Genomic DNA, 19,274 nt, shown 5'->3' with positions numbered 1-19,274 from the left:
CGTCGTTGCGCGGCCGGCCGAACCCATCGGGGCCGATCGGCCGGCGGACCCCGCCCCGGCTTGTGCGGACGCGCCCGCGCCGCTACCGCTCCCGCCGGTGCTCGCCGCGCCGCACCGGACGAACGAGACGCCATGACCGCCACCGACGGACCGGATCGCCCGCCGAAGGGCCGACGATCGACGGCCGGGGCCGCGGCGGTGGCCGTCACCCTCGGGGGCTGGCTCGCGGTCGCGGCCTTCCGTCCCTTCACCCCGGCGGTGCCGCAGCCCGGCCTCGACGCCTCCTGGGTGGCCGTGATGGGCGAGGCCGCGGCGCGTGGCCTGCGCTGGGGGCCCGACCTCGCCTTCACCTACGGGCCGGCCGCCTCGCTGGTGACGGGGTACTTCAACGGCACCTACCTCACGCTGACGCTGCCGATCCTGCTCGCCACCTGCCTGCTGTTCGGGGCCTGCACGGCGCTGGCCGTGCCGCCGGGCCGGCGGGTCGGCGCGGCCCTCGCCGTGGGGCTGATCGCGGCCCTGTCGACCGGCTACCCGGACAGCTTCTTCCTGGTGCTCCCGCTCGCGCCCGCGCTGCTCCGCCTGTCCGGCGCCGGCGCCGGGCCGGCCGCCGTCGCGGGCGCGGCGGCCTTCGCCGTGGGCGCGGTCGGCATGGCGAAGATGAGCTTCCCGCTGGCGGCCCTGCCCCTGTTCCTGCTCGCCGACGCCGCGGCCCTGCTGCGCCGCCGCGCGCCCGTGCTCGCCGCCGCCTGCGCGCTCGGCTTCCTGGCCGCCGACCTGCTCTACGGGCAGCGGCTGAGCGACCTGCCGCTGTTCCTGCAGGGGCAGGGGCAGGTCATCGCGGGCTACAGCGAGGCCATGGCGATCGACGGCCGCCGGGGCGAGGTCGCGGCCTTCGCCCTCGCCGCGGTCGCCCTGGTCGGCCTCGCCGCCGCGTCGGAACGGGCGCGGGGCCGGCACGGCTCGCGGATCGCGCTGCCGCTCGGCCTCGCCTGGCTGCTGCTGATCCTGTTCAAGGCCGGCTTCGTGCGGCAGGACACGCACACGCTGATCGCGTGGTTCGGGCTGGCGCTGGCCGCCGCGCTCGCGGCGCCCGCGCGGTTCCGGTCCCGCGCCGCCGCGGCGGTCCCGGCCGCGGCGGCTGCGGGGGCCGCGCTGCTCGGCCTCGCGCTCGTCGGGCCCGCGGCGGCGCCGGCCGGCTCGCGCGCGGCCGCGGAAAGGGTCCTGGTCGCGGGGCCGGCCGCGCAGCTCGCCGCGGCCGCCGAGCTCGCGCGCGACCCCGCGGGTTTCGCGCAGGCCCGCCGCGCCGCCACGGCGGCGCGCTGGCGCCAGCTCGCCGACCTCGCGCCCCTGCCGCCGCTCCCCGGCGGCGTCGACGTCATCCCGTCGCGGCAGGGCCGGGTGCTGGCCGCCGGGCTGGACTACCGCCCGCGCCCGAGCTTCCAGGAATATTCCACCTACACGCCGGCGCTCGTCGCGATGAACCGCACCTTCCTCGAAGGCCCGCGGGCGCCGGCCTGGGTTCTGTTCGGACCGGAGGGCGCCGGCGGCGGCCTGTCGGTGGACGGCCGCTACCCCAACCTGGCCGAAGGCGGGCTCTGGCTCGACCTCCTGCGGCTCTACCGCCCGGAGCGGCGCCTCGGCGACCTCCTGGCGCTGCACCGGCGCGCCGTCCCGGCGCCCTTCGCGGTCGGCGCGCCGGAGCGGAGCGAGGTCGGCTTCGACGAGGAGGTGCCGGTGGCGCCCCTCGGCGGCGGGGTGCGGGCCGTGCTCGCCGCCGTCGACGTGCGCCCGACGCTGCTCGGGCGGCTGGCCGCCTTCCTGTTCAAGCCGCCGGCCCTGACGATGGCGGTGCGCTTCGCGGACGGCCACGCGGCGTCCTACCGCTTCGTGTCGGGGATCGGCGCGGCGGGCTTCGTCCTGTCGCCCCTGGTCGACGACGCGGCCGATTTCGACGCGCTGGCGGACGGCGTCGCGCCGCCGCCGGACCGCACCGTGGCGGGTTTCAGCCTCCACGTGCCGCCGCGGCTGCGGGCGCTGCTGTCGCCCCGCATCAGCGTCGAGCTGCGGGACGTGACGGGCGGCGACGCCCCGGCCTCGACGGCGCCGACTTCGGCCTGGCAGGCCGTCGCGGACGCTCAGGCCCTCCCGCCGGGGGCGCCCGACCTCGGCACGGCGCCGCCCTCGCGCCTCGCCGTCCCGGTCGCCGGCCTGTCGCGGCTCGACCTCGGCTTCGGCCTCGCGCTGGCCGAGGATGCGCCGCCGGGCGCGGGACGGCTGTGCTTCGCGGTCCGCCCCGCCGCCGGCGAGGCGCCGCTGTGGCGGCGCTGCCTCGACCGCGCCGCCGCGGCCGACCGCGCGCCGCAGTCCATGTCGGTCGCGCTGCCGCCGGGCACGGCGGAGCTGGTGCTGGAGACGACCTGCGAGGCGGGGTGCGAGGAGGGCGTCGGGGGCTACTGGGCGCCGCCTCCGTGACCGCGGGGGCGCGGGGCCGAGCACATGCGTTGGCCCCCCCGCCCTCGATGGGTTAAGGGGATCGCTCAGACGGGGCGCCCCCCGACCCATCCGCCCATTCCCCCGGTGTCCGGCGGGACCCGAGGAGTTCCATGGCGAAGACCGCGACGGTTCCTGCAGACGGGGAGGGCCGCTCCCTCCCGCTGATCCGCCGCCTGATGGCCGAGCACGCCCGCGCCCACGCGGGGTCCTACGCGCTGGCGCTGTTGCTGATGGCGATCAGCGCCGCCGCCTCGGTCGGCTCGGTGGCGCTGCTGCGCCCCGTGGTCAACGGCATGACGGGCATGACGGTCGCCGAGCCCGGCGCCTTCAAGATGCTGCGCAACCTCGCGGTCGCGGTGGCGGTGCTCTACATCGTGCGCGGCCTCGCCACCTGCGGGCAGCTCGTGCTGATGTCGCGGGCCGGCAACCGCATCGTGGCCACCCTGCAGCGGCGCGTCTACGACCACCTGCTGCACCAGCCGGTGCGCTTCTTCGCGGACCGCCACTCCTCCGAGCTGATGGCGCGCCTCGCCATGGCGGCCAACGGCGCGCGCGACGCCGTGCAGTTCGTGATCAACTCGGCCGGCCGCGACGTGCTGACGGTGATCGGCCTCGCCGGCGTGATGGTCTACAACGACCCGCTGATGAGCCTGATCGCCCTGTCGATCGCCCCCGTCGGCGTGCTGATGCTGAGCCGGCTGATGAAGAAGGTGCGCCGCGCCGCGCGCCGCTCCTTCGATGGCTCCGCCGACATCATGAAGCACATGGGCGAGACCGCCCAGGGCATCCGCATCATCAAGAGCTTCAACCTCGAAGGCGTGATGCGGGCCCGCATGGCCCGGGCGGTCGGCGAGGTCGAGAAGGCCGCGAACCGCATGGCGATCGGCATCGCGCTGTCGTCGCCCGTGTCGGAGACGCTGGGCGGCCTCGCGGTCGCGATCATCATCCTCTACGGCGGCTGGAAGGTCGCGGTGGCGCACAGCGACCCCGGCTCCTTCTTCGCCTTCATGGGGGCGCTCCTGTCCGCCTACGAGCCGGCCAAGCGCCTCGGCCGCCTCAACCTCGACCTCCAGAACAGCCTCGTCGGCGCCCGCCTCGTCTACGACCTGCTCGACGAGCCGCTGCCCGACGCGCGCGACGCCGCCAAGCCCGACCTCCGGCCGGGGCCGGGGCGCATCGAGCTGCGGGACGTGTCGTTCTCCTATCGCGAGGGCGAAAACGTGCTCGATCGCATCGACCTCCTGGCCGAGCCGGACAGGACCACGGCGCTGGTCGGCCCGTCGGGCGGCGGCAAGTCGACGATCATCAGCCTGATCCAGCGCCTCTACGAGCCCGGCTCGGGCGCGGTGCGGATCGACGGTCAGGACGTCACGGCCGTCAACACGCGCTCGCTGCGCGACGCCATCGCCTTCGTGGCGCAGGACGTGTTCCTGTTCCGCGGCACGATCCGCGACAACATCGCGCTCGGCCGCCCCGGCGCCACCGAGGCCGAGATCGTCGACGCCGCGCGCCGCGCCCACGCCCACGACTTCATCATGGGCTTCGACCGCGGCTTCGACACCGAGGTCGGCGAGCAGGGCGCCAAGCTGTCGGGCGGCCAGCGCCAGCGCATCGCCATCGCGCGCGCCTTCCTCAAGCGCGCCTCGATCATCCTGCTCGACGAGCCCACGGCGGCGCTCGATTCCGAGTCCGAGCGCGAGGTCCAGAAGGCGCTCGACGAACTGCGCGTCGGGCGCACCACGGTGGTGGTGGCGCACCGGCTGCAGACCATCGTCGACGCCGACCGCATCTGCGTGATCGAGAACGGCCGGGCGGTGGAATACGGCACCCACGACGAGCTGATGGCGCGGCTCGGCTCCTACCATTCCTTCTTCGCGACCCAGTTCGGCGACCGGGCGCGGCGCATCGCCTGATCCCGCGATCCTTCGGCCGCCCCGCGTGTTGGAACCCGCACGGAGGACGGCATGATCAGGACAGCGACGGTGGTGGCGGCGGCGTGGCTGGCGGGTGCGGCGCCCGCCCTCGCCCAGCGCAACGACGGCATCGACAACTCGCCCGACCAGCAACGCGTCGCGGACGAGTTCCGCAGCGCCGGCTCGAAATGCGACGCCCCGGCCTGCCGCAACGATCCGGACGGCGTCTACCCGCCCTCGACCGGGCAGGGCGCGACCGCCAAGACGCCGTCGATCTCGGCCGGGCAGCCGCAGCCGCACAACTGACGCCGGCGCGCGGCGGGGCCCGCATCATCGCGGCATGAACAGCGGCTCGACGTCCAACGCCGGATCCGCGGCGCCGCGTCGGTCGGCCCCCGCCCGCGCGCGCGGGCCTTCGAGGTGCAGGTAATCGGGGTCGAAGTGGCTCAGGCCCTTGAGCGCGCGGTGGTCGTGGATCGTGAGCCAGCGATTCTTCACCGTCAGCACGCCGATTTCCCGCAGCTCCTTGAAGACGCGGTTGACGTGGACGGCGCTGAGGCCGAGCACGTCGGACACCTCGACCTGCGACAGCGGAAGCGCGTAGCCGTCGTCGGTGCTGAGGCCCGCCATCCGGAGCCGGGCGAGGAGCTCGCACAGGAGGTGCCCCAGCCGCTCGCCCGCGGTGCGGCGGCCCAGGCCGAAGCTCCATTCCGTCGCGATGGCGTTCTCCACACATCCCATCCACCAGAAGGCGTCGCGGATCGCGGGCCTCTGGTCGATCAGGTCCCGGAGCTGGGCGTGGGGCAGGACCGCCACGGTGCAGGGCGACAGGGCGCGCACTCCGGAATGGACGGTGTGGAGCAGCAGGCCATCGAGGTCGCAGACGTCGCCGGGCAGGAACAGAGCCGGGAAGTGCTGGCGCCCGTTCGGCAGGCTCTTGTAGCGCGCCGCCCAGCCGTCGACGACCACGTGCAGGCTCCGGGGCCGGTCACCCTGGGGCGCGATGTCGGCGCCCGCCGGGACGGTCCGCGTGGAGCCGCAGAGCCCCTCGATCATCGCGAGCTCGTGCGCGGTGAGGAGGGGCACCAGCCGGAGGCGGGCGATCAATGGACGGGTCATCACCGCTCGAATGCTGCGTGGTGTGCTCGCGGTGCGGACGCGGCGGCGGTGCCGCCGAGGTCGCCCGGTCGCCGAGGATGGGCCGCCAGTGTCCCCGCGCACGCCGATGGGGCGGCCCTTTCACCAGATTACCGACCGCAGGTGGGACGGTGAGTTGCGTCTGCTACCGTACCCTCGGCGGCTGCGCGGCCCGTCGATCCGCGGACAGGTCCGCGCCGAGCCGCTCGACGTCGACCAGCTTGTCGTGCCGCGGCACGGCCGCGTGGCGCTCCGGCATCGGGACCGCGGGGCGGCCCGTGACGAAGACGAACGGCACCGCGCGCCCGGCGAGCGCGTCGGCGACCGGGTGGGCGGCGACGCCGGGCAGGTCGGCGTCCAGCATCGCGCCGTCGAGCGGGCCGGCTTCGATGAGCCGCAGGGCCTCGGCCGCCGTGCCGACGGGCCCGAGGACGTCGGCCCCCGCACGCCGGAGGTCGTCGGCGAGGCAATGCGCGACGAAGTAGTCGCCGTCGACCACCAGGATGCGCCGTCCCGCCAGGACCGCCCGCGCCGTCATCGATCTGCCATGCCCCGTTTCCCCGCCGCGCGATCCCGCACGGCCCCGGTCCGTCCGGGCCCGCTCCGCATCCCGGGGCCGTCCGGCACCCCCGCCTATAGGCCGGCCCGGCGGGGCGGCGGGGAAGCGTCCGCTGTCGTACCGAGCCCGTGGACAGCCCGGGCCGGCAGGGCGATCCGAGCATGGCGCCTGACGTTGAGGAACCCTCGGCAGGAACACAGCAGACGACGGCTTCTCGCGCGATGACAGTCCGATATTTCGGCGCAGAACAACCTGGGTGAAGGACGTCGCCCCGGCGAGGGCCGACCGTCGCCGCCGTCCGCCGGCCCGTCAGGCGCGGACGTCTTGAGGGCGACCTCGCATTACTTCGGCGCCGGGATACGCATGCCCATCCCTTCCAAGATCGACTGCCGCAACCGCCTGCTCGCGCTGATGTCGGACGAAGACTTCGGCCTCCTCGCCCCCTCGCTCGAACACCGCAGGATGAGGAGGGCCGACATCCTCGTCGACGCGGACGGGCCGATCGAGCACCTCTACTTCTCGGAAGGCAGCATCGCCTCGATCATCGTGACCTCACCCGAAGGGCTCGAGGTCGAAGCCGGCCTGTTCGGCAAGGACGGCTGCGGCCCCCTGCCCATCGTGCTGGGGTCGGACCGCTCGCCGCACCGCGTCGTCATGCAGGTGCCGGGCGACGCCTACCGGGTGGCCGGCGCGGTGCTGGTCGGGGCGCTGGAGCGCAGCGCCTCGCTGCGGGGGCTGCTGCTGCGCTTCGCGCAGGTGCAGGGGCTGCAGTCGAACTTCACGGCGCTGTCCAACGCGGTCCATCCGGTGGACGAGCGGCTCGCGCGCTGGCTGCTGATGTGCCACGACCGCAGCGTCAGCGACGACATGCCCCTGACCCACGAGTTCCTGTCGCTGATGCTGGCCGTGCGCCGGCCGAGCGTGACGACGGCGCTGCACGTCCTCGAAGGCAACGGCTTCATCCGGGCGGAGCGGGGCCTCATCACCATCCGCGACCGGCGCGCGCTCGAACTCTTCGCGGCGGACGCCTACGGCCGCCCGGAGGCCGAATACCGCCGCCTGATCGGCCCCTTGACGTGAACGCGGGGCGGGCCCGCCCGGTCGACGCTGCGGCTCACGCGGCCCGCATCACCGCCTCGACCAGGACCCGCGTCGGCGCGGCGCCGGCCTCGGCCACCTCCACCTCGTCGCCCTCCTCGGCGCGCGCCACCGCGGCGCCGAGCGGCGTCGCCACGGACAGGAGGCCGCCCGCGCGGTCGTCGGCGCCCTCCGTCAGGCGCAGCGTCAGCCGGCGGCGGTCGGGGAACAGCAGCGCCACCCGGTCGCCCACCGCGATCCGCTCGGCCGCGCGGGCGTCCCCGGCGCGGTCGAGGCCCGCGGGCACCGGGGCGACGCGGTGCTCGACCAGCCGCGCCGACGCGTCGCGCGCGCCCTCGCCCGCCTGGGGCGCGATGCCCTCGCGCTCCAGCGCCGCCACGAGGTCGGCCATCACGGCGTCGGGGTCGCGGTAGAACGACGAGGCGAAGCAGCGCCAGAAGCGCCAGCCGACGCGCTCCAGGATGCGCTGGCGCCGCATGTCGTCGCGCCAGCGCTCCGGCCCGTGGAAGCTGTCGCCGTCGCATTCCACAGCTAGGCGCCGGCCTTCCGCGCCCTCCACCACGAGGTCGATGCGGAAGCCCTCGGAGCCGACCTGGGGCAGGGTGCGGTAGCCGAGCGCGAGGAGGCGCGCCAGCACGTCGCGCTCGAAGCCCGACTCGCAGCGCTCGGCGAGGTCGCCCGCGGGCGCGGCCGCCGGCATGGGGCGCTCGAAATGCGAGATGAGGCGGTGCTTGAGGTCGGCCGCCGCGAGGTCGTCGAGCCCGACCGAGCGCACCAGCACCAGCCGGTCGCGCGCGCGGGAGGCCGCGACGTTGAAGCGCTGCTCGTAGGGCAGGGCGGTCAGCGTCGTGCGCCGGCGGCGGTCTGCCACCATGGACAGGAACACCACGTCGCGCTCGTTGCCCTGGAAGCCGGCGCTGTTCGAGCACAGCACGCGGTGGCGCTGCATGGCTTCCTCGCCGATGCGCTCCGTGAGGAGCACGCGCACCAGCTCCGCCTGCTCGGCGCCGACGAGCGAAATCACGCCGAGCGAGCGCGCGGCGCCTTCCGGGCTCGCGATCAGCCGCTCGACCTCGTCGACGATGACCTCGGCCTCGGCGCGGTTGATCTTGCGCGCCCCGTCGCGGACCCCGTGCGGCACGTGGATGTCGACCAGCGGCGGGTCGAGCCGCTCCGCCGCGGCCGGCACGCGCAGCGGGATCAGCGTCTCGGGATAGAAGCCCATCGAGAATCGAATGATCGGCTCAACGCAGCGGAAGTGCTCCTTCAGCATCAGCCGGCTGTCGGGGAACACCGCGCGCATCAGGTCGTAGAGGCTTTCGCCCGGCTCCAGCAGCGCCGCGTAGGGCAGGCGGCTCAAGTAGCGGTGGCGGAGCTGCGCCACGGCGGCCTGCGACACGAAGGGCGGCGTCGGGCTCACCTGCCGGTCGTCGCCCACCGCGAGGATCTTGCGGCCGCGCAGCAGGGCCGGAAGCTCCGTCACGTCGGACTGCGACGCCTCGTCGAGCACCACGAGGTCGAAGGCCGCTATGTCGGAGGGCAGCTGCTCGGCGACGCGCCAGGTCGGCATGATCCAGCACGGCACGGCGTCGTAGCAGCGCGCCATGGCGTCCCGCGCCACGCGGCGGTGGCGGCCCGCGCCCTTGCCGGTGCCCTTGCCGAGGCGCCCGAGCGCCCGGACGTATTCCACGAGGGCCGACTTGACCCGCGGCGACAGGCGCCGCTCCAGCGCGTAGAAGGCCCGCTCGCGCACGAGCTCCACGAACAGCTTGCGGCCGCGCCTGTCGAGCGCGTCGCGCTCGCGCGCCAGCGCCAGCAGCGCTTCGCGCCCGTCGGCGCGGGCCAGCTTGGCTTCCGCCGCGGCGCCGTCCCAGGCGCGGCGCCAATCCGCCGGCAGGGCGGCCGGGTCCGGGTCCGCGCGCAGCCGCGCGGCCCAGCGCGGCGCGCCCGCACTCGCGAGGCGGGCCGTGGTGTCGCGCACGAGCGCGAAGGCGCCGGCCCGGTCCGCGACCTCGCCGAGGCGCGCCAGCAGGGCCCGCCACAGCGCGGCGATCTTGTCGGCCGGCAGGTCCGAGCGGCCGACGAGCTGGTCGAGGATCTGCCGCGCCATGACGGAGGTGCGGTCGCTTCCCGGAAACCGCGCGGCCGCCGCCGCCACATCGGCGGCCACGTCGACGAGCCGCGCCGAGGCGGCGGCCGCCTCGATCTGCGCCGCGAGGGCGCGGGCCGCGCCGGGGTCCCGCGCCAGGCGGGGCGGCGGGGGCAGGCGCCGCCCGGCCGGGCCGAGCGCGGCGAACAGGCCCGCCATCGCGTCCGCGAGGCCGAGCAGGCGCGCCGCACCCGCGAGCCCGTCGAGGTCGCCGTCCCCGCCCGCCCCGCCCGCGAGCTGCCGCCACCGGGCCGCGAGCGCCCGGCGCGCGTCGGCCAGCGCGAGCGCGTCGTCGACCGCGGCCCAGTCCCCGGCGTCGCGGCCCGGATCGCGGCCGCGGACGCGGATCGCGGCCACGCGCGCCTTGGCGGTGCCGTGCCCGAGCGACACCAGCGGCCACAGCCGCTCGCCGCGCCGCGCCCGCGCGACCGCGGCGCGCGCTTCGGCGTCGTCCAGGATCTCCGGCGGCAGCTCCACCGCGGCCGCGGCGAGCCGCGCGGCCTCGCGCTCGACCTCCGCCCAGGCGTCGCGGCAGGACAGCAGCGCCGCCGTCGCGGGTGCGCCGTCGCGCGACAGCGTGCCCGGCAGGACCGCCGAGAGCGAGGGCCGCGCCGCCGCGCCCTCGGCCGCCGCGGCGAGGTCGCGCAGCGCCGCGGCGGCGCGGCCCGCGGCGGGGGCGGCCTCCGGCGCGAGGTGGATCGGCGGCGCCGGGCCGGCCGCGCTCGCGGCGAGGAGCCGCTCGCCGTCGAGCAGGTCCTCGTGCCAGGCCGCCAGCGCGGCGGGGTCCGGCAGGGCGTCGGGCCGCGGCAGCGCGGCCTCGGCGTGGTCGAGGAAGTCGCCCGCCGCGGCGCGGGCGTCGCGCAGCCGCGCGAGGTCGGGCTCGGTGAGCCCGGCCTCGGCGGCGTAGAGCGCCGGCGCGTCGTCGAACCAGGCGCGCGCGCCGCGCTCCGCGGCGGTGCGGCGGGCGAGGTCGGCCGGCAGCTCGCCGTCCGGGCCGAGCGGCACGGCCTCGCGCGCCGCGAGCCCGTCCACCTCGGCGTCGATCGCGGCGAGGCGCGCCCGGATCTTCACGATCTCGGCCTCGCAGCGGCGGATGGCGGACAGCCGGATCTCGGGCCGGCTTTCCTCCACCACCGCCTGGATCTCGCGGATCGCGGTCTCGACCTGGCGCAGGCCCTGGCGCTCCGACGACAGGATCGCGATGGTGAGCGGGCGCACCTTCTCGGGCAGCTGGTCGCGCAGGACGCTGAGCGCCGCCTCGCCGCGCGACACGACGAGGACGCGCTGGCCGAGCGCCATGGCGTGGCAGATGACGTTGGCGATCGTGTGCGTCTTGCCGGTGCCGGGCGGCCCCTGCACGACGAGGCCGTCCGCGCCCGCGAGCCGGCGCACGATGGCGACCTGGTCGTCGTTGAAGGGTTTGGGGAAGAACACCTCGCCGAAGGCGGGCTCGTCGGCCCCTGCCGGGCCACCCGGCGCGCCCTCGCCGATCGCGGTGCCGAGCGGCGCCCAGGCTCCGCCCGCGCCGTCTGAGGGCGGCGTGACGAGGCGCTCGGCGAGGCCGTTCACGGGCACGCCGCCGAGCGCCGCCGCGCGGAACCGCGCGATGTCGTCGAGCACCACGTGCTGCGAGCGCGGCCGGGCGTAGAGAACCCAGCCGCCCGACACCGCGGGCTCGCCGTCGCCCTCGTCGGCCGCGGCCGCGTCGGCCTCGTGGAAGGCGCCGCCGGCCGACAGGCGGGTGGCGGCGAGGCGCAGCAGCGGCGCGAAGCCGGCGGGGCGGAACGGCGACAGGCCGTCCTCGGCCTCCAGGGCGGCGAGGCCGGCGCGCAGCGCGGCGTCGAGCGCGCCGAGGCCGTCGGCGCCCATTTCCTCGTGGGGCTTGAGGTCGAGGCGCGCGGGCGCGCCGGTGGGCCGCACGGACAGGCGGCCGTCGGGGTCGAGGTCGAGCTCGACGGCGCATTCGATCAGCGGGCGGTCGACCGCGCGGGCGCCGCGCCGCCACCGCACCGGGCCGATCCCCCACACGGCCTCGACCGCGCCCCCGCCGCCGCCGAGTTCCAGGGCCTGCTGCAGCCTGTAGAGCGCGCCGTAGAGCGCCTGCGTGCGCCGGCGCGGGCCCTCGTCGGCGGCCCACGCGGCCCAGGGCCCGGCCCGGTAGGCGTCGAGCGCCCCGGCGAGGCCGGGCTGGTCGGCGAAGCGGAGGCGCAGGTCGTGGTCGCCGTGGCCTTCCGCGCCCTCGCGGGCCGGGACGGGGGCGAAGTCCTCCTCGGCGGCGCGGTCGGCGGCGATCAGCGCCGCGCGCTCGGCCGGGGACACGGTGCGCAGGATCTCGGCGCGGGCCGCCGGCAGCACCGCGGGGTCGGCGACCTCGGCGAGCCAGGGGCGGAGGGCCTCCGGCGGCGGCGGGGGCGGCACACGGGGGAGCCGCTGCACCGCGAGCCAGGCCGGCGGGTCGCCGTCCGGCCCGTCGAGCGTCACGCCGGGCAGGCCCGCCACGTCGGCGGGGCGGACCGAGAAGGTGGTCCCGTCCGGGAGGCGGTAGTCGGCGACGCGCATCGCCACGCGCTCGTCGAGCCTCACCACCTGCTCCACGTAGTCGAGGAGCTGCACCAGCCGGTCGGCCGCGCTCCCGGCGACCGCGCGGTCCCCGCCTGTGTCCTGTGCGTTCAGGGCCCGACCCTCGGCTGCGTCATCCGCCGCACCAAAGCCGGACGCGCCCGCCAAGGCAAGCGCGGGAGGGGTCCGCGCTCAGGCCGCGTGCGCGATGCGGCCCACCAGGCCCGCGATGGCGTTCACCGAGCGGAAGTTGTCGAGGGTGATGTCGCGCGGCGGGATCGCGAGGTCGAACTCCGATTCCACGCCGAGCATGACCTCGACCATGTCGATCGACGTCAGGCCCAGGCGCGCCAGCTCGGCGTCGGCCGGGAGGGCGTCGCGGTGGCCGCGGCGGGCCAGGATCTCGGTCACGAGGGCGCCGATGCGGTGGGCCGGCGAGGGGGTCACGTTGTCGAGCATCGGTGCGTCCTTTGACTGGCTGGATGATCCAGCGCCTTGCTGAGGCGACAATGGTTTTCGGCTTTTCGACTGTCAACGCAAGTTGAGTCGATTCCGAAGCAAACGAAACCCTTGGTATAGGGTGTCGTGGTCGACTTCGTCGACTTGAATCCGTGATCTTCAGATCCCGTTAAGGATTTGCGGGTTGGTGCGCGCTTAACGATGATCGGGGCAAGTTACTGCAGATGGTCGCCGCTTGGGGTAGGTGATGCAACAGGGCGTGGTGGACGTCGCCGCCCGAGCCGGAGCGGGTGACATGCTTGACGGGACGATCGAGGCCGCGACCATCGCTCCATCGATCTTCGGGCTCGACGGCCGGGAGCCGCAGCCCTTCGCGCTGCGGGCGGAGGCGGTGGCGGGCATCGCGGGCGAACACGCCGCGGCGGTGGACCGGGACGGGCGCTTCCCCGCCGAGGCTCTGGCTGGGTGCAAGGCGCAGCGCCTGATGGGCATGGCGGTGCCGCAGTCGCTCGGCGGCGACGGCGCCTCGCTCGGGGACGTGGCCGACGTGTGCTTCAGGCTCGGCCGTCAGTGCTCCTCCGCGGCGCTGATCTTCGCCATGCACCAGATCAAGCTCCACTGCATCCTGCGCCACGCGGGCGGCTCGGCCTTCCACGAGGGCGTGCTGCGCGGGGTCGCGGCGCAGCAGTGGCTGCTCGCGTCCTCGACCACGGAAGGGCTCAACGGCGGCAACGTGCGCCACAGCGCGGCCGCCGTGGAAGCCCTGGAGGACGGCACGGTCGCGCTCGACCGCGACTCCACCGTGATCTCCTACGGCGCGCAGGCCGACGCCATCGTGACCACGGCGCGCCGGTCCGCGGAGGCGGCCGGCTCGGACCAGGTGCTCGTGGTGCTGCTGCGCGACCATTACCGGCTCGACCCCGGCCAGTCCTGGGACACGCTCGGCATGCGCGGCACCTGCAGCCGCGGCTTCAAGCTCCGCGCCCGCGCGGCGGCCGAGCAGGTGCTGCCGGTCGGCTACGACGTGATCCACGCCCGCACCATGGCGCCCGTGGCCCACGTGCTGTGGGGCGCCGTGTGGAGCGGCATCGCGGCCGCGGCCGTGGAGCGCGCGCAGACGTTCCTGCGCACCGCCGCGCGCAAGGCCAGGGGGCAGATGCCCCCCGGCGCCGCGCATTACACCCGCGCCCAGTCGGGCCTGCGCAACCTGCGCCTGATGGTGCGGGACGGCGTGGCGCGCTGCGAGGCGGCCTTCGCCGACGAGGCGCGGTACGGCGCCTTCGACTTCGCCGTGGCGATGAACCTCCTCAAGGTCGAGGCCTCGGAGGCCGCGGTCGCGACGGTGATGAGCGCGCTGCGCGCCTGCGGCCTGTCGGGCTACCGCAACGACGGCGAGAGCAGCATCGGCCGCCAGCTGCGCGACGTGCTGTCGTCGCCCCTGATGATCAACAACGACCGCATCGTGTCGAGCCTCGCCAGCCCCGCCCTGATGGCGCCGGTGCCGGCCGGCCTCGCCGACTGACCGCCGCCCTCCGCAGACGACACCCCGGAAGCCCCGACATGAACGCGCCGCTCCGCCTGGACGAGACCTTCAACGAGGTCGACGACCGCCTCGTCGGCCTGATGGAGGCCCTGTTCCACCCCACCGGGGTGGCGGGCGTCTACGGCCGCCGCGGCGCCTACGAGGACGTGGTCGAGCGCCTCGCCGCCTTCATCTCCGGCCACCGCGAGGAGGACACGGAGGTGATGCGCTTCCCGCCCGTGATGAGCCGGCGCACGCTGGAGCGCTCGGGCTACCTCAAGAGCTTCCCGAACCTGCTCGGCTGCATGTGCGCGCTCGGCGGCACCGAGCGCGACATCCGCTCCGCCGTGTCGCGCTTCGAGACGGGCGGCGACTGGACCGAGGGGCTCGAGGCCGGCGACCTCGTGCTGACGCCGGCTGCCTGCTACCCGGTCTACCCGATCGCGGCGCGCCGCGGCGCGCTGCCCGCCGGCGGCCTGCGCTTCGACGTGGCGAGCGACTGCTTCCGCCGCGAGCCCTCGCCCCACGCCGACCGCTTCCAGTCCTTCCGCATGCGCGAATACGTGTGCATCGGCTCGCCGGCCGACGTCGCGGCCTTCCGCGAGCGCTGGATCGTCAAGGCGCGCGGCATGGCGGAGCGGCTCGGGCTGCCCTACCAGGTCGAGGTCGCCAACGACCCGTTCTTCGGCAAGGTCGGGCTGATGATGGCCGAGATGCAGCGCCACGACGCGCTGAAGTTCGAGCTCGTGGTGCCGGTCCGCACCCCCGAGAAGCCGACCGCCTGCATGAGCTTCAACAACCACAAGGACCATTTCGGCGAGGTGTGGGGCCTGCGCGACGCGACGGGCGGCGTCGCCCACACGGGCTGCGTGGCCTTCGGCATGGACCGGCTGGCGGTGGCGATGTTCGCGATCCACGGGACCGACACGGCGGGATGGCCGACGGCGGTGCGCGACGCGCTGCGGTTTTGAGAAGAAGGGCGTGGCGCTCACCCGGGTGGGGCCGGGAACCGGTCTAGGAAGCGCCGCGCCCGTGGCAGGGCGTCGTGGAGGAACTGCCCCGGCTCCCGCAGCCGGAGCGCCGGATCGAAGGCGCGCGAGCCGGCCTCGGACGTGAGCACGGCCGGCGGGATTTCGATCAGATCCGCATCCCATCCTGGACAGCGCTGCCGTGCACGCGTCTCGTGGTGGATCAACAGCGCGCCCGGCCGTACGAATCCGTGGTAGTCGAAAGTCCAGGCGCCTCCGTCGACGAAGACGTGGTGGCCGGCGAAGCCCGTGTCCGGCCTGATCCAGACGACGCGCACCCGCACTGATTCATGGCGCTCCAGAAACGCGTGGGCGAGGATGTGGCAGGCGCCGCAGGCGAAGAACACCCGGTCCGGCAAGGCCCAGCGCATCGCGGGATCGCTCTTGCGATAACGGGGCGTGCGGACGACGTACATGCCCCTCGAGGATCCCATGCGATGCAGGGTGTGAGAGGGCGGCCCCGATCGGCCGCGTCAAGCCCCGGCCTCGAAGCATAGCACGACGCCCTCCCAACGCCCCTCCGTTCCAAGTCGCTCCTCGACGCTCGGCAGGTGCCGCGCGACCATGCGCCAGAAGGACAGGGCAGGGGTGTTGTAGGACGCGACGCCGACCTGCCATCGTCCGGGATAGAGGCTGAACAAAGCCTGCGCGGCTCGCCGTCCGACGCCGGCTCGTCGATATTTCCGCAGCACGAAGAATTCAGCCAGGGCGTGATCGAGGGGCGCGTCGAGTGGCGGCCAGCGGTTCACCAGCGCTAAGCCGGCGACGCGCCCGTCGGCGCGGATCAGCACCGGCATGTGGCCGGGCTCGCGCCAGTAGCCGTCGAGCCCCGGCGGGTAGGCGAAGAGCCCCTCCGCATCCACCTCCCCATAGGGGCTGCCGCGCGGGGCGAACTCCGAGAAGTCGTGCAGGTAGAGCTGGAGGAGCCGGTCCAGGACCGGCCTGTCCGAAGCCGGGACGGGCGCCACGGCGACATCCTCGACCTCATCCACCGTGCTGTCCTCCCCGGCTCACGCCGTGTTGCCGGCGTCCACCGTCAGCACCGTCCCCGTGATGTTGCGCGCGGCGTCGCTCATGAGGAAGCCGACCGCCTTCGCCACGTCCTCGACCTCGGCGAGGCGGCGCAGCGCGCTGCGGCCGGCGATCTTGCCGCGCTGGGCGTCGCCGAGGCCGCCGGTCAGCTCCGTCTCGACGAAGCCCGGCGCCACCGCGTTCACGGTGATGCCCGCCCGCCCGACCTCGCGCGCCAGCGATTTCGTGAAGCCGACCAGCGACGCCTTGGTGGCGCCGTAGACCGACAGGCCGTTGTAGCCGGTCGAGCCGATGATCGAGGCCATGTTGACCACGCGCCCGCGCCCTTCCGCGATCATGCCGCGCACCGCGTATTTGCTGAGCACGATGGGGGACAGCGTGTTGATGCGGATCAGCGCCTCGATCTGGGAGTTGTGCATCGTCGCGAGCAGGCCCTCGGTGCCGATGCCGGCGTTGTTGACGAGGCCGTAGAGCGGGCCGTGGAGGCGGCGCTGCTCCTGCACCATGGCCGGGATGGCGTCGATGTCGCCGAGGTCGAGGGCGACGAAATGCACCTCGCCCGCGCCGTCCCGCGCGGCCTCCTCGGCGGCGGCGTCGAGCGCGTCGCTCGGGCGGCGCGCCACGGCGAGCACGCGGTGGCCGGAGGCCGCGAGGTCGCGCACGATGCCGAGGCCGAGGCCGCGGCTGCCGCCGGTGACGAGGACGTTGCGCCTGGAGCCCTGGACCATCGTCCCCTCACGCGTGGTGGCGTTGCAGCTTGCCGGCCGGCGTCACCGCGAGGCCGTCGGCGAAGCGCAGCAGCACCGGCACCTTGTAGGCCGGCAGCGTGGCCCGGCACAGGTCGAGGATCTCGGCCTTCAGGGCCGCCTGCCCGGCCTTCGCACCCTCCGCGAAGGGCGCCTCCGCCACCACGTCGGCCACCACGATGGCGCCCGTGATGGGGTTGGCGCGGGCCTTCACCAGCGACATGCGGACGCCGGCGTGGCGGTTGATCACGGCCTCGACCTCCTCGGGATGCACCTTCAGGCCGCCGACGTTGATGACGCCCGAGCGGCGGCCGACGAAGTGCATCCGCTCGCCCCGGCGCTCGACGAGGTCGTCCGTGTCGACGTAGCCCTCGGGGTCGGCCAGCGCCGCCCCGCCGATGTAGCGGCTCGCCGTGCGGGCCGAGCGGATGCGGAGCGAGCCGTCCTCGACCTTCATCGCGACGGCGCGGCCGGGGTCGAGGAAGGACGCCGGGAAACCCTCCAGCCCGTCCGTCACCTCGAAGCCGACGCCGGCCTCGGTCGACGCGTAGGCGTGGCCGAGCGCGGCGTTCGGGTAGGCGCGCGCCAGGGCGTCGAGCACCGCCTGGTCGGCGATCTCGCCCGACAGGCGCACGGCGCGGGGCGCGATCGACGCCGCCTCGGGCGCCATCAGGGCGCGGCGCCAGTGCGACGGCGTGCCGGACAGGTGGGTGACGCCGTGGCGGGCGAGGCGGCCGAGGTGGTCGGCCACGGGCTCGCCGGCCTCCGACAGCACCAGCGAGCCGCCGCCCAGCACCGCGCGCAGGAAGATCTGCAGGCCGCCGTAGCGGCGGATGTCGTAGAAGGTGCCCCACACCGGCGCCGAGACGGCGGGGTCGATGGCGCCGACGAGGCCGGCGCGGCTGTGCACCACCATCTTCGGCGTGCCCGTGGTGCCCGAGGTCAGCATCACCCATTCGGTGTCGCGCGCCTCGCCCCCGTCGGGCGGCAGCGGGGACAGCGGGCCCGGCACGGCGACCAGCAGCCCTCCGGGCAGGCTCGGGTGGTCGCCGTCGCACACCACGGCGTCGATCGCCGCGCCGGCGACGACGCCCGGCAGGTCGCTCGGCTTCAGGTCGGGCGGCGCCAGCACCACGCGGCGCGCGAGCCCGTCGAGCTCGATCAGGGCGAGGCCGGCGGCGATCTGCGTGCCGGTCGCGACCAGCACCGAGCGCCCGCCGAGGGCGCCGCGCAGCGGGCCGATGCTCGTGGACGCGCGGAGGTCGTCGAGGGGGAGGCTCCGGCCGGGCGCGTGGATCGCGCGCCCCGGCCGGGGCTCCGCCTCAAGCAGCCAGCGTCGGAGCGGCTTGGCGGCTTGCGGCATCGTCGTAGAACCGGATGAAGTCGCCGAGCGTGACGGGGAAGTACACGTCGTCCGACAGGGTGAAGGGGTCGAAGCCGACCTCGTCCTCGAGGCGCGTCACCAGCACCGCGAAGCAGAGCGAGTCGAGGCCCGAGTCAAGCAGCACGAGGTCGTCCGTCAGCGGCTTCAGCGGCTTGCTCTGCTCCGCCGCGACGGCCTCGATCGCGGCAAGGATGACCGACCTCATGTGCATCGGATAGAACCCCTCTTGGAACCGGAGCCACGCTAGCATGCCGTCCTGCCGCGACAACGAGAACGCACCCGCGTGGTGAACGGGGTGCAACCGGGGATGCTGCCCGGCCTGCGCCGCCGAGAGATCCGCGAGGACGACCTGCCGGGCGTCGCCGACCTGCTGCTGCGGGGCTTCGCCCACCGGCCGCGCGGCTTCTGGGAGCGGGGCCTGCGCCGCATGGCGGCCCGCCCGGCCGTCGAGGGCTGCCCGCGCTTCGGCTTCCTGCTCGACGACGGCGCCCGGCCGGTCGGCGTCGCCCTGACCCTGTTCAGCCGCGACGGGGCGGGGGCCACGCGCTGCAACCTGTCGAGCTGGACGGTCGACCCGGCCTACAGGGCGCAGGCGCCGCTGCTCGTCGCCTCCGCGCTCCGGCGGGCGGACGTGACGTTCACCAACATCTCGCCCGCGCCCCACACCTGGCCCATCATCGAGTCGCAGGGCTTCCGGGCCTATTCCGAGGACCAGAGCCTGATGGTGCCGCTGCTCGGCCGGCCGGGCGCGCGGGCGCGCGCGTCCTCCGACCCCGCATCCTGGCGCGGCCTGCCCGAGGCGGCGATGCTCGACGACCACCGCGGCTTCGGTTGCTCCTGCCTGACGGTCGAGGCCGGGGGCGAGCTGCGCCCGATCGTGCTCCTGCCGGTGCGGGCGCGGGCCGGCCGCTACCCCCTGCCGGTCATGCAGGTGGTGTTCTGCCGCGACGCCGCCGACGTGCCGCGCTTCGCCGGCGCGCTCGGCCGCTGGATGGCGCCGCGCGGCGCCTTCGGGCTCCTGGTCGACGGCGACCTGCCGCCGGGCGCGGTGGGCCGGCGCCGCATCCGGCGCAGCCGCAAATACGCGCGGGGCCCCAACCCGCCGCGGGTGGGGGACCTCAGCTACACCGAGCTCGCCCTGTTCGGGCCTTGACGGTCCGCCGCGCCCGTGGTGCCACCGGGCGGCCCCGGA

The 19,274-nt window shown here is 75.2% G+C and carries 16 protein-coding genes; 7 read left to right on the top strand and 9 right to left on the bottom strand.

The window, feature by feature from the left end; translation table 11 throughout:
• Positions 1-132: 132 nt before the first annotated feature.
• The 3 genes from L7N97_RS04865 (at position 133) to L7N97_RS04855 (ending at position 4,715) form a co-directional block, all read left to right on the top strand.
• Positions 133-2,475 (top strand): hypothetical protein, encoded by a 2,343-nt coding sequence (locus L7N97_RS04865; protein ID WP_237477227.1) that lies wholly within the window; start codon positions 133-135, stop codon positions 2,473-2,475.
• A gap of 131 nt (positions 2,476-2,606) precedes the next feature.
• Positions 2,607-4,409, top strand: coding sequence for an ABC transporter ATP-binding protein (locus tag L7N97_RS04860; protein WP_237477226.1), 1,803 nt, complete (start codon positions 2,607-2,609; stop codon positions 4,407-4,409).
• 51 nt (positions 4,410-4,460) lie between these two features.
• Positions 4,461-4,715 carry a hypothetical protein gene (locus L7N97_RS04855; RefSeq protein ID WP_237477225.1) on the top strand — a complete coding sequence of 85 codons (255 nt, stop codon included), beginning with the start codon at positions 4,461-4,463 and terminating at the stop codon, positions 4,713-4,715.
• 24 nt (positions 4,716-4,739) lie between these two features.
• Here the strand turns inward: L7N97_RS04855 and L7N97_RS04850 are convergent, their stop codons facing one another.
• Together L7N97_RS04850 and L7N97_RS04845 are read right to left on the bottom strand one after the other, a co-directional pair.
• The gene (locus tag L7N97_RS04850; RefSeq protein ID WP_237477224.1) at positions 4,740-5,528 is read right to left on the bottom strand and encodes a Crp/Fnr family transcriptional regulator; all 789 of its coding nucleotides are present in this window, start codon (positions 5,526-5,528) and stop codon (positions 4,740-4,742) included.
• Positions 5,529-5,691: 163 nt separating this feature from the next.
• Complete coding sequence (locus L7N97_RS04845) at positions 5,692-6,084, bottom strand: response regulator (RefSeq protein WP_237477223.1); 393 nt, start codon at positions 6,082-6,084, stop codon at positions 5,692-5,694.
• Positions 6,085-6,468: 384 nt separating this feature from the next.
• Here L7N97_RS04845 and L7N97_RS04840 point away from each other — a divergent pair, with 384 nt between their 5' ends.
• A complete protein-coding gene (locus tag L7N97_RS04840) occupies positions 6,469-7,185 on the top strand; it encodes a Crp/Fnr family transcriptional regulator (protein ID WP_237477222.1) in 717 nt (238 codons plus the stop codon).
• A gap of 34 nt (positions 7,186-7,219) precedes the next feature.
• Here the strand turns inward: L7N97_RS04840 and L7N97_RS04835 are convergent, their stop codons facing one another.
• Positions 7,220-11,965: an AAA domain-containing protein gene (locus L7N97_RS04835; RefSeq protein WP_237477221.1), complete on the bottom strand. Its 4,746-nt coding sequence runs from the start codon at positions 11,963-11,965 to the stop codon at positions 7,220-7,222.
• A 138-nt stretch (positions 11,966-12,103) separates the two neighbouring features.
• On the bottom strand, positions 12,104-12,370 hold the full coding sequence (locus tag L7N97_RS04830) for a phosphopantetheine-binding protein (RefSeq protein WP_237477220.1): 267 nt from the start codon (positions 12,368-12,370) through the stop codon (positions 12,104-12,106).
• 295 nt (positions 12,371-12,665) lie between these two features.
• Here L7N97_RS04830 and L7N97_RS04825 point away from each other — a divergent pair, with 295 nt between their 5' ends.
• Positions 12,666-13,892 (top strand): acyl-CoA dehydrogenase family protein, encoded by a 1,227-nt coding sequence (locus tag L7N97_RS04825; RefSeq protein ID WP_237477219.1) that lies wholly within the window; start codon positions 12,666-12,668, stop codon positions 13,890-13,892.
• Between the two features lie 38 nt (positions 13,893-13,930).
• Positions 13,931-14,863: an amino acid--[acyl-carrier-protein] ligase gene (locus tag L7N97_RS04820; protein WP_237477218.1), complete on the top strand. Its 933-nt coding sequence runs from the start codon at positions 13,931-13,933 to the stop codon at positions 14,861-14,863.
• Positions 14,864-14,880: 17 nt separating this feature from the next.
• Here the strand turns inward: L7N97_RS04820 and L7N97_RS04815 are convergent, their stop codons facing one another.
• The 5 genes from L7N97_RS04815 to L7N97_RS04795 are packed head-to-tail and all read right to left on the bottom strand — an operon-like array spanning position 14,881 to position 18,293.
• Positions 14,881-15,336 (bottom strand): hypothetical protein, encoded by a 456-nt coding sequence (locus L7N97_RS04815; protein ID WP_237477217.1) that lies wholly within the window; start codon positions 15,334-15,336, stop codon positions 14,881-14,883.
• Positions 15,337-15,393: 57 nt separating this feature from the next.
• Positions 15,394-15,912 (bottom strand): GNAT family N-acetyltransferase, encoded by a 519-nt coding sequence (locus tag L7N97_RS04810; RefSeq protein WP_237477216.1) that lies wholly within the window; start codon positions 15,910-15,912, stop codon positions 15,394-15,396.
• A gap of 18 nt (positions 15,913-15,930) precedes the next feature.
• On the bottom strand, positions 15,931-16,680 hold the full coding sequence (locus tag L7N97_RS04805) for an SDR family NAD(P)-dependent oxidoreductase (protein WP_237477215.1): 750 nt from the start codon (positions 16,678-16,680) through the stop codon (positions 15,931-15,933).
• Positions 16,681-16,687: 7 nt separating this feature from the next.
• On the bottom strand, positions 16,688-18,061 hold the full coding sequence (locus L7N97_RS04800; RefSeq protein WP_237477214.1) for an ANL family adenylate-forming protein: 1,374 nt from the start codon (positions 18,059-18,061) through the stop codon (positions 16,688-16,690).
• On the bottom strand, positions 18,021-18,293 hold the full coding sequence (locus tag L7N97_RS04795; RefSeq protein WP_237477213.1) for a phosphopantetheine-binding protein: 273 nt from the start codon (positions 18,291-18,293) through the stop codon (positions 18,021-18,023). The genes L7N97_RS04800 and L7N97_RS04795 overlap by 41 nt, the downstream gene beginning before the upstream one ends.
• A gap of 75 nt (positions 18,294-18,368) precedes the next feature.
• Between L7N97_RS04795 and L7N97_RS04790 the strand changes: the two genes are divergently transcribed.
• Positions 18,369-19,235 carry a hypothetical protein gene (locus L7N97_RS04790; RefSeq protein ID WP_237477212.1) on the top strand — a complete coding sequence of 289 codons (867 nt, stop codon included), beginning with the start codon at positions 18,369-18,371 and terminating at the stop codon, positions 19,233-19,235.
• Positions 19,236-19,274: the final 39 nt, after the last annotated feature.

Source organism: Lichenibacterium dinghuense, from assembly GCF_021730615.1.
In the GTDB taxonomy this organism is placed as follows: domain Bacteria; phylum Pseudomonadota; class Alphaproteobacteria; order Rhizobiales; family Beijerinckiaceae; genus Lichenihabitans; species Lichenihabitans dinghuensis.
This window is presented reverse-complemented; position numbering and strand designations above follow the sequence as displayed.